This is a genomic window from Micromonospora sp. NPDC049230 (assembly GCF_040647875.1).
Lineage (GTDB): Bacteria > Actinomycetota > Actinomycetes > Mycobacteriales > Micromonosporaceae > Micromonospora.
On sequence record NZ_JBEZCZ010000065.1, the window covers coordinates 1 to 11152 of the forward strand.

Annotated in this window: 2 protein-coding genes; both read left to right on the forward strand. The window is 74.0% G+C overall.

Annotated elements, in window-relative coordinates; translation table 11 throughout:
• Window positions 1-169: 169 nt before the first annotated feature.
• Window positions 170-10936 carry an amino acid adenylation domain-containing protein gene (locus tag AB0A95_RS32745; RefSeq protein WP_357559611.1) on the forward strand — a complete coding sequence of 3589 codons (10767 nt, stop codon included), beginning with the start codon at window positions 170-172 and terminating at the stop codon, window positions 10934-10936.
• The gene (locus tag AB0A95_RS32750) at window positions 10933-11142 is read left to right on the forward strand and encodes an MbtH family protein (protein ID WP_357559613.1); all 210 of its coding nucleotides are present in this window, start codon (window positions 10933-10935) and stop codon (window positions 11140-11142) included. Before AB0A95_RS32745 ends, AB0A95_RS32750 begins: the two co-directional genes overlap by 4 nt.
• Window positions 11143-11152: the final 10 nt, after the last annotated feature.

An 11152-nucleotide genomic window follows, 5' to 3' on the forward strand; every position in this document is an offset into this window, starting at 1 on the left:
TGGGTGGGGTGCGGGCCCGTGGGTGGCTGGAGGCGCTGCGCGCGCTCGCAGCGGATCCGGGATCCGGGGGTTACACCCCGTCCGACCTGAGCCTGGTCGAGGTGAGCCAGGCCGACATCGACAGCCTTGAGGCCGAGTTCGCCGACCTCGAGTCCGAGTGGGAGACGCAGTGACAAAGAAGACCGGGCTCGAGGACGTCCTGCCACTGACGCCGTTGCAGGAGGGGCTGCTCTTCCACGCGCTCTACGACACCGACGCCCCCGACGTCTACACCGTGTCGACGGCGCTGGACCTGACCGGGCCGCTGGACACCGTCCGGCTCCGCGACGCCGGGCAGGCGCTGCTGGACCGGCACGCCAACCTGCGGGCCGGGTTCCGGCGTACGGCAAAGGGCAGCACTGTCGCCGCGATCCCCACCCGGGCCCGGCTGCCCTGGGCCGAGCACGACCTGAGCGGCCTGCCCGAGGTCGAACGCACCGCCGAACTCGACCGGCTCGCCGCCGCTGACCAACAGCAGCGCTTCGACATGGCCCGGCCGCCGTTGCTGCGGATGACGCTGACGCGACTCGGGGACGCGGCGCACCGCCTCACCATCACGCACCACCACATCCTGCTCGACGGCTGGTCCGCGCCGCTGCTCGTGCGGGAACTACTCGCCCTGTACGCCAAGCCCGGCTCGTTGCCGCCGGTCACCCCGTACAAGGCGTACCTGGCGTGGCTGGCCCGCTGGGACCGGGACGCGGCCACCGCCGCCTGGCGGGACGCGCTCGCCGGGCTGAACGAACCGACCCGGATGGCACCCGCCGGCACCACGCCCGAGCCGGTCGTCCCCGGCTCGGTGGAGACCGCGCTGCCCGCCGAGCTGAGCGGCCGACTCACCGACCTCGCGCGTACCCTCGGTGTCACAGTCAACACTGTGGTGCAGGCGGCCTGGGGTCTGCTGCTGGCCCGGCTCACCGGCCGCGACGACGTGGTCTTCGGCGCCACAGTCTCCGGGCGGCCACCGCAGTTGCCCGGTGTCGAGTCGATGATCGGCCTGTTCATCAACACAGTGCCGGTGCGGGTGCGCATCGACCCGGCCGAGCCGGCCCACGACCTGCTCGTGCGCCTCCAGGACGAGCAGGCCGCGCTGATGGAGCACCAGTACCTCGGGCTGGCCGACATCCAACGGCTCGCCGGGCACGGCGAGTTGTTCGACACCCTCACCGTCTTCGAGAGCTACCCCGACAGTCCGGACGCCGCCGAGCCGGTGCCCGGGCTGCGGGTCACCGAGGCGCAGGACGAGGACGCCACCCACTATCCGCTGGTGCTCGTCGCCGAGCCGGGCTCGCGGATCAACCTGGAGATCCGGCACCGCGCCGACGTGTTCGACGCCGACGCGGCCCGCACCATCCTCGACCGGCTGGTCCGCGTCGTCACCGCGCTGGCCGCCGACCCGGCCGCCCCGGTCGGCCGGATCGACATCCTCGACCCGGCCGAGCGTGCGGCAGTCCTCACCGAGTGGAACGGCAGCACGGACGGCATCGTCGCCACCACATTCCCCCGGCAGTTCGCCGACATGGTCGCGGCGTACCCGGAGAACATCGCGGTGATCTGCGAGGACGAGCAGGTCAGCTACGCCGAGTTGGCAGTGCGTTCGGACCGGCTGGCCCGGGCGCTGGCCGCCCGTGGGGTCGGCCCCGGCCAGGTCGTGGCGGTGGCACTCCCCCGCTCCGTCGACCTGGTCACCGCGCTTGTCGGCGTGCTGCGCTCCGGTGCCGCCTACCTCGCTCTCGACCTGGACTACCCGGCCGACCGGCTGCGCTACATGCTGGAGGACGCCGCGCCGGCCTGCGTCGTCACCCGCGCCGAGCTGGCCGACGCGCTGCCCGGCGACAGTCCGGTGGTGGACGTGGCCGCGTCCGGCCCGGACGTGACGCCGATCGAGCCCGACGTCGCGGACGCCGCGTACGTCATCTACACGTCCGGGTCGACCGGGCGGCCCAAGGGCGTCGTCGTCACCCACGAAGGCGTCGCGAAGCTGCTCGCCACCCAGCAGCGCCGGCTCGGTGTCACGCATTCCAGCCGGGTGCTGCTCTTCGCGTCGCCCAGTTTCGACCTCGCCTACTGGGAGCTGTGCCAGGCGCTGCTGTCCGGCGGTGCGCTCGTGGTGGTCCCGGCCGAACTGCGCGTCCCCGGCGCGCCGCTCGTCGACTACCTCACCAAGCACGAGGTCACCCAACTGGCACTGCCGCCGTCGGTGCTCAGCGCCCTGCCCGCCGACTGCCGACTGCCGCTCGGGGTCTCCATGCTTGTCGGCACCGAGGAGGTGCCCGCCCGGCTGGCCGAACGGTTCGCCGCCGGCCGGCGCATGTTCAACGCGTACGGGCCCACCGAGACGAGCGTCAACGCGACACTGTGGGAGTGCGCACCGGTCTCCACCGGCACCGTGCCGATCGGCTATCCCGATCCCGGGCAGTTGGCGTACGTGCTGGACAGCGGCCTGAACCCGGTCCCGCCCGGGATCGTCGGCGAGCTGTACCTGGGTGGTCTCGGCCTGGCCCGCGGCTACCACAACCGGCCCGGCCTGACCGCCGAGCGTTTCCTGGCCGACCCGTTCGCCGTGCCCGGCGGCCGGATGTACCGCACCGGCGACCTGGTGCGCTGGACCCCGGACGGGGCGTTGGAGTTCGTCGGCCGCGTCGACCACCAGGTCAAGATTCGCGGTTTCCGGGTGGAACTCGGCGAGATCGAGGCCGTCGTGGCCCGTCAGGAGGGCGTCCGGCAGGCCGCAGTGGTGCTGCGGACCGACGGTGGCGTCAAGCGGATCGTCGCGTACGTCGTCGGCGGCACCGATCTCGGACGGTTGCGCACGGGTGTGGCCGCCACGCTGCCCGACTACATGGTCCCCGGCGCGTTCGTCGCCCTGGACGCGCTGCCGGTGTCGGTCAACGGCAAGCTGGACCGGGCCGCCCTGCCCGCCCCGGAGTTCACCGCCGACAGCGGGCGCACGCCCCGAACGCCCCGCGAGAAGCTGCTCTGCGACGTCTTCGCCGAGGTGCTGGGGGTGCCCGCGGTCGGCATCGACGACGACTTCTTCGCCCTCGGCGGGGACAGCATCATGTCGATGCAGTTGGTCGGCCGGGCCCGGGTCGCCGGCCTGGTGATCTCCCCGCGTCAGGTGTTCCTCCAGCGCACCCCGGCCCGGCTGGTGGCCGTCGCCGGCACCGTGACCGGCACCGACGCGGTCGCGTCGAGCCTGTCCCTGGTCACCCTCACCGAGGCCGACCGGCGCGAGCTGGCCGGCCTCGGCGTCGACGTCCGCGAGGTGTTGCCGCTCTCGCCGTTGCAGACCGGCCTGCTGTTCCACAGCCTGCTCGACGACGCCGGCCCGGACGTCTACACCGTCCGCATGGTTGTCGACCTGACCGGGCCGATCGACGCCACCCGCCTGCGCGCCGCCGGTCAGGCGCTGCTCGACCGGCAGCCCAGCCTGCGCGCCTCGTTCCACCACCTCGCGTCCGGCACGGCGGTCAGCGTCGTCCCGGCCACCGTCGCCGTGCCGTGGACGGCTGTCGACCTGTCCGAGGTGGACACCGACGCGAGGGAGGCGGCCTGGCAGCGGCTCCTCGCCGAGCAGGGCCGTCGTTTTGATCCGGCCGTCGCGCCGTTGCTGCGCCTGGCCCTGGTACGCACCGGCCCGCACTCGCACCGGCTCGTGCTCACCCACCACCACCTGCTGCTCGACGGCTGGTCCCGGGGGCCACTGCTGGCCGAGCTGTCCGCCCTGTACCGCGACGGCGACACCGCGCCGGTGACCGGCCGGCCGTTCCGGGACTACCTCGCCTGGCTGGCCGGGCAGGACCGGCGGACCGCCGAGAACGCCTGGGCCGCCGCGCTCGGCGGCCTGGCCGAACCCACCCGTGTCGCGCCCGCCGACGCACGCCGTGCCGCGCTGGCCCCCCAGGTGGCCGAGGTGGAGTTGCCCGCGGACCGGACGGCGGCGTTGACCGCGACCGCCCGCGCGCGTGGTCTGACCGTGAACACCATCGTGCAGGCCGTCTGGGCGCTGTTGCTGGCCCGACTCACCGGCCGCGACGACGTGGTCTTCGGCGCCACAGTCTCCGGGCGGCCACCGCAGTTGCCCGGCGTCGAGTCGATGATCGGGCTGTTCATCAACACAGTGCCGGTGCGGGTGCGCATCGACCCGGCCGAGCCCGCCCACGCGCTGCTCGACCGGATCCAGGACGAGCAGTCCGCGCTGATGGAACACCAGTACCTCAGCCTCACCGACATCCAGCGCGTCGCCGGACACGGCGAGTTGTTCGACACCCTGCTGGTCTTCGAGAACTACCCGGACGGCGACGCCGACGACGACGGGTTGCCGGTCACCGGCACCGACGGGCACGACGCCACCCACTACCCGCTCACGCTCATCGCCGAGCCCGGCCCGACCCTGCACCTCGCCGTCGAGTACCGGCCCGATCTGTTCGACTCCGCGTACGCCACCCGGCTCGCCACGGCGCTCGTCACTGTCGTGGACGAACTGGTCACCGGGTTGGACGCCCCGATCGGTCGGGTCGGGCTGCTCGACCGGGCCGGGAGCACGGCGATCCGGGCCGCCGGGACCGGCGAGGTCCGCGAGCTGCCCGCGGCGACCCTGCCGGAGCTGGTGGCCGCACAGGTCGCGGCGACCCCCGACGCGGTGGCGCTGGTCGACCCGGACGGTGTCGAGATGACCTACCGCGAGCTGGACGCGCGCACCGAGCGGCTGGCCCGGGTGCTCGCCTCCGTCGGCGCCGGACCGGAGACAGTCGTCGCGCTGGCCCTTCCGCGTTCGGTCGAGCTGGTGGTGGCGATCCTCGCTGCCGGGCGGGCCGGCAGTGCGTACCTGCCGCTCGACCTGGACCACCCGGACGCCCGGCTGGCGGCGATGCTCGCCGACGCGCGGCCCGTCGCGGTGCTCGCCGTCGGCCGCACCGCGTCGCGCGTCGCCGGGCTGCCGCACGCGGACGCACCCATCGTGCTGGACGGACCGCTCGACGACCCGGACGTGCGGCTCACCCCGCCCGGTCCCCGGCACCCGGCGTACGTCATCTACACCTCCGGCTCCACCGGCGTGCCCAAGGGCGTCGAGATCGAGCACGCCGGCATCGTCAACCGGCTGCGCTGGATGCAGCACGAGTACGGCCTCACAGTGGGCGACCGGGTGTTGCAGAAGACCCCGGCCGGCTTCGACGTCTCGGTCTGGGAGTTCTTCTGGCCGCTGAGCACCGGGGCCACCCTGGTCGTCGCCCGGCCGGACGGCCACCGCGACCCGGTCTACCTCGCCGAGGTGATCCAGCGGGAACGGGTCGGCACCGTGCACTTCGTCCCGTCGATGCTCGCCGCGTTCCTCGCCGAGCCGGCCGCGGCCGGCTGCACCACCCTGCGCCGCGTCCTGTCCAGCGGGGAGGCGCTGCCCAGCGTTCTCGCCGACCGGTGCCGGGACGTGCTGCCCGGCGCCGCCCTGCACAACCTGTACGGCCCGACCGAGGCGTCGGTGGACGTGACGGCGTGGCCCGCCGAGCGTGGCACGGGCACCGGAACGGTCCCGATCGGTGCGCCGGTGTGGAACACCAGGGTGAGCGTGCTCGACGCCGGGCTACGCCAGGTGCCGGTGGGGGTGCCGGGTGAGCTCTACCTGTCCGGTGTGCAGTTGGCCCGCGGTTACCGGGGCCGGCCCGACCTGACCGCCGACCGATTCGTCGCCGACCCGTACGGTCCGCCCGGCACCCGGATGTACCGCACCGGCGACCAGGTGCGCTGGAGCGCGCCCGGGGTGCTCGACTTCCTCGGCCGGGGCGACGGCCAGGTGAAGATCCGTGGGCTGCGCGTCGAGCTGGGCGAGATCGAGGCCGCGCTCACCGCACAGCCCGAGGTGGGTTCGGCGGTGGTGCTGCTGCGCGAGGACCGGCCGGGTGTCGCGCACCTGGTCGCGTACCTCACAGTGGCCGGCGCTCTGGACGAGGCGGTGTTGCGGGCCCGGCTCGCGGCGCTGCTGCCCGCGCACCTGGTGCCGTCGGCATTCGTCGTCCTCGACGCGTTGCCGGTCTCGGTCAACGGCAAACTGGACCGGGCCGCCCTGCCCGCCCCCGACCTCGCCGCCGCGGGCACCGGCACGGCCGCGCGCACCCCGCGCGAGCAGGTGCTCGTGGACCTGTTCGCACAGGTGCTGGCGCTGCCCACGGTGGGCGTCGAGGACGACTTCTTCAGCCTCGGCGGCGACAGCATCATCTCGATCCAGTTGGTCGGCCGGGCCCGCGCCGCCGGTCTGTCGCTCACCCTGCGACAGGTGTTCCAGCTGCGGACGCCTGCCGCGTTGGCCGCCGCCGCCGGGTCGGCGTTCACCGCCGCCAGCGGCAGCGGTGCGCTCGTCGCGCTGACCGACGCCGAGACCGCCGAGATCGCCGGGCGGGGTCTGGACGTGGCGGAGGTGCTGCCGCTCTCGCCGTTGCAGACCGGGCTGCTCTTCCACGCCGCGTTCGACGCCGACGGCCTCGACCTCTACACCGTGCAGATGGTCTTCGACCTGCCCGGCACCGTCGACCCGGCTCGGCTGCGCGCCGCCGCGCAGGCACTTGTGCAGCGGCACGCCAACCTGCGGACGTCGTTCCACCAGCTCGACTCCGGCCGAGCGGTCGCCGTGGTGCACCGTGGTGTCACGCTGCCCTGGGCCGAGGCGGATCTGTCCGATCTGGAGGCCGTGCGGCAGGAGGAGGCGTGGCAGCGTTGCCTCGCCGAGGAGGGCCGCCGATTCGATCCGGCGGTCGCCCCGCTGCTGCGGATGATGCTGGTACGCGCCGGTGATGCGTACCGGCTGATCCTCACCCACCAGCACATGCTGCTCGACGGCTGGTCCCGAGGCCCGCTGATGGACCAGCTCGCCGAGTTGTACGAGGGCGCCGACGGCGGCACCGCCCCGCCGCCGTACCGTGACTTCCTCGCCTGGCTGGCCGGGCAGGACCGGTCCGCCGCCGAGCAGGCGTGGCGCACCGCGCTGGCCGGGGTCACCGACGCCACCCGGCTCGCCCCGGCCGACCCGCACCGCGAGCCGGCGGTGCCCGAGCTGGTCGAGCGGGAGCTGACCGAGGCCGTCACCGCGCGCCTGACCGGCCTGGCCCGCTCCCGGGGGCTGACGCTGAACACGCTGGTCCAGGCCGCCTGGAGCATCGTGCTGGGCCGACTCACCGGCCGCGACGACGTGGTCTTCGGCGCCACAGTCTCCGGGCGGCCGGCGCAGTTGCCAGGTGTCGAGTCGATGATCGGGCTGTTCATCAACACCGTGCCGGTGCGGGTGCGCCTCGACCCGGCCGAGCCGGTGGCGGGGCTGCTGGCCCGGCTTCAGGACGAGCAGTCGGCGCTGCTCGACCACCAGTATCTCGGGCTGGCCGACATCCAGCGCCTGGCCGGGGTCGGGGAGCTGTTCGACACGCTGCTGATCGTCGAGAACTACCCGGAGCGTGCCGACGACGGGTCGGAGAGCCTGCTCGCCGCCGTCGACGCGGGCGGGCGCGACGCCACCCACTACCCGCTCACCTGGGTCGTCGACCCCGGCCAGCGGCTGCGGGTGGGCCTGGAGTTCCGTCCCGACCTCTTCGCCCCGCCGGTGGCCCGGCGACTCGTCAACGCGCTCACCACCGTCCTGACCGCGTTCACCACAGATGCGGACCGCGCGGTGGGCCGCCTGGACCTGGTGGCGGACGAGGACCGCACCGACTGGAACCCGCCGTCGCCCACCAGCGGCGACGACCCGACGGTGGCGGACCTGTTCGAGCGGCAGGCTGCCGAGTCACCGGACGCGCCCGCCGTCGTCTGCGGCGCGGTCCGCCTGACGTTCGCCGACCTCAACGACCGCGCCAACCGGCTGGCCCGGCTGCTGGCCACCCGTGGGGTCGGCGCCGAGCACGTGGTGGCCCTCGCGCTGCCGCGCACCGCCGACGCGATCACCGCCATCCTCGCGGTGCTCAAGTGCGGTGCCGCCTACCTGCCGCTGGACCCGACCTACCCGCCGGCCCGGGTCGCCGCGATGCTCGCCGACGCGCGGCCCGCCGTGCTTGTCACCGCCGCCGGGGTCGGTGTCAGCGCGGACGGGCTCGACCACGTCCTGGTCGACGACCCGGCGTTGGCCACGCTCGCCGGGCACGACCTGACCGACGACGACCGGGTACGCCCGGCCCGCCCGCAACACCCGGCGTACGTCATCTACACCTCCGGCTCCACCGGACGCCCGAAGGGCGTTGTGGTGACCCACCGCAACCTGGTCAACCTGTTCCGGAGCCACCGCGCGCAGTTGCACCTGCCCGCCCGTGCCGCCACCGGCCGCCGTCACCTGCGGGTCGGGCACGCCTGGTCGTTCGCGTTCGACGCCTCCTGGCAGCCGCAGCTGTGGCTGCTCGACGGGCACGCCCTGCACATCGTCACCGAGGAGCTGCAACGCGACCCGGAGCAGCTCGCCGAGCTGATCCGGACCGAGGGGATCGACTTCATCGAGCTGACCCCCTCGCACTTCGCGCAGCTCGCCGACGCCGGCCTGATCCGCGACGGGCGCTGCCCCCTCGCCGTGGTCGGTGTCGGCGGCGAGGCGGTGCCGCCCGCGCTGTGGCAGCGTCTCGGCGCGCTGCCCGGCACCGAGGCGTTCAACCTGTACGGACCGACCGAGGCGACAGTTGACGCTCTCGCCGCCCGGATCGGCGACACCGCGTCCCCGGTGATCGGCCGGGCCGTCGCGGGTGCCCGCGCGTACGTGCTGGACCGGGCCCTGCGGCACACCCCGACCGGCGTGGCCGGTGAGCTGTACGTCGCCGGGGCCGGCCTGGCGCGTGGTTACCTGGGCCGGCCCGACCAGACCGCCGAGCGTTTCCTCGCCGACCCGTACGGTGCGCCGGGCGAGCGGATGTACCGCACCGGTGACCTGGTGCGGTGGACCGAGGACGGCCGGGTGGAGTATCTCGGCCGGGTCGACGAACAGGTGAAGATCCGCGGCTTCCGGGTGGAGCTGGGTGAGATCGAGTCGGTGCTCGCCGCGCAGCCCGGCGTCACCGAGGCCGTGGTGATCGCCCGCGAGGACCGCCCCGGCGTACGCCTCCTCGCCGGCTACGTGGTCGGTGCCGACGACCTCGACCTGGCCGCCCTGCGCGCCGCGGTCGCCGTCGAGCTGCCCGACTACATGGTGCCGTCCGCAGTGGTCCGCCTCGACCGGCTGCCGACCCTGGCCAACGGCAAGCTGAACCGGGCCGTGCTGCCCGCGCCCGACCTCGGCACGAGCGGCGTCGGCCGGGCACCGCGGACGGACCGGGAACGCGTCCTGGCCGAGGTGGTCGCGGCCGTGCTGGGTCTGCCCTCGGTGGACGTCGAGGCCGACTTCTTCGCGTTGGGCGGTGACAGCATCGTCGCGATGCAGCTCGTCGGCCGGGCCCGTGCGGCCGGCCTGCGGCTCACCCCGCGGCAGGTCTTCGCGGAGCGTACGGTGGCCGGGCTGGCAGTGGTCGCGACCGCGCTCGATCGGGCCGACGGCCGGATCGGCGACGGCGTCGGGTCGTTCCCGCTGACCCCGGTGATGCGCTGGCTGCGCGAGGTGGACGGCCCGATCGACGGGTTCAACCAGTCCGCTGTCGTGCAGGTCCCGGCGGGGCTGGGTTGGGAGCCGCTGCTGGCCGCGTTGCAGGCCGTCGCCGACCGGCACGACCTGCTGCGGGCCCGACTGGACCGCACCGGCGACTGGTCGGTGACAGTGCCGCCGCCGGGCTCGTCGCGGGCCGCCGACTGGACGGTACGCGTCGACGTGCGCGGCCTCGACGATCGTGGCCTGTGGGACGCGGTCGTCGAGCAGGCCACCATCGCGCAGGCCGGGCTCGACCCGGACGACGGGACGATGATCCGGGCCGCCTGGCTGGACGCCGGCCCGGACCGGCCGGGCCGCCTGCTGCTGCTGGTCCACCACCTGGTCGTGGACGGTGTCTCGTGGCGGGTGCTGCTGCCCGAGATCGGCGCGGCCTGGCGGGACGCGGTCGCCGGCCGCACACCACTCACCGCCGCCACCGGCACGTCGTTCCGCCGCTGGGCGACGGGCCTCGCCGAGCGCGCTGTGGACCCGGCCCGGGTGGCGGAGCTGCCGAGGTGGGAGCGGATTGTGCGGCGGGGCGACCCGTTGCCGGTACGCCGCCCGCTCGACGCCGCGATCGACGTGGCCGGCACCCTGCGCGACATCACCCTGACCCTGCCCACCGACGTCACCGAGGCCCTGCTGACCCGCGTGCCGACCGGGCTCGGCGCCGGCGTCAACGACGTCCTGCTTGGCGCGTTGGGCGTGGCCGTCACCCGGTGGCGGGCCGCGCGGGGCGGTGCGGGCGACGCGGTGCTCGTCGCGCTGGAGGGCCACGGGCGGGAGGAGCACCTGGTGGACGGGGCCGACCTGTCCGGCACGGTCGGCTGGTTCACCAACATCTTCCCGGTCTGCCTGGACACCGCCGGGATCGACGTGTCGGCGGGCGGTGCGGCGGTGGCCGAGGCGGTGACGCGGGTCCGCGAGCACCTGGCCGAGTTGCCGGACAACGGCATGGGCTACGGCCTGCTGCGCTACCTCAACCCGGTGACAGCGCCCACCCTGGCCGCGCTGCCGCATCCGCCGATCCAGTTCAACTACATGGGACGGTTCGACTTCCCGGAGGCCGCCGACTGGGAGTTCGCCCCCGAGGCGGAGGCCGCCGAGAACGGCGCCGACGACGCCATGCCCGAGACGTACGAACTGGTGCTGAACGCCCAGACCGAGGACCGCGCGACCGGCCCACAGTTGGTCGCGACCTGGAGCTGGCCGGACGGCGTGTTCCCCGAAGGCTCGGTGGACGATCTCGCCCACCTCTGGTTCGACGCCCTGCACACCCTGGTAACGCACACCCGCACGAGGAGTATCCGATGAGTACGAACCCGTTCGACAACGCCGATGGCACGTTCCTCGTGCTGGTCAACGACGAGAACCAGCACAGCCTCTGGCCGGTCTTCGCCGAGGTGCCGGCCGGCTGGCGGACAGTGCACGGCCCGGCCGCTCGGCAGGACTGCGTCGACTACGTCAACGCGAACTGGACCGACATGCGCCCGCAGAGTCTGATCGACGCCGACCGCTGACCGACGGCCC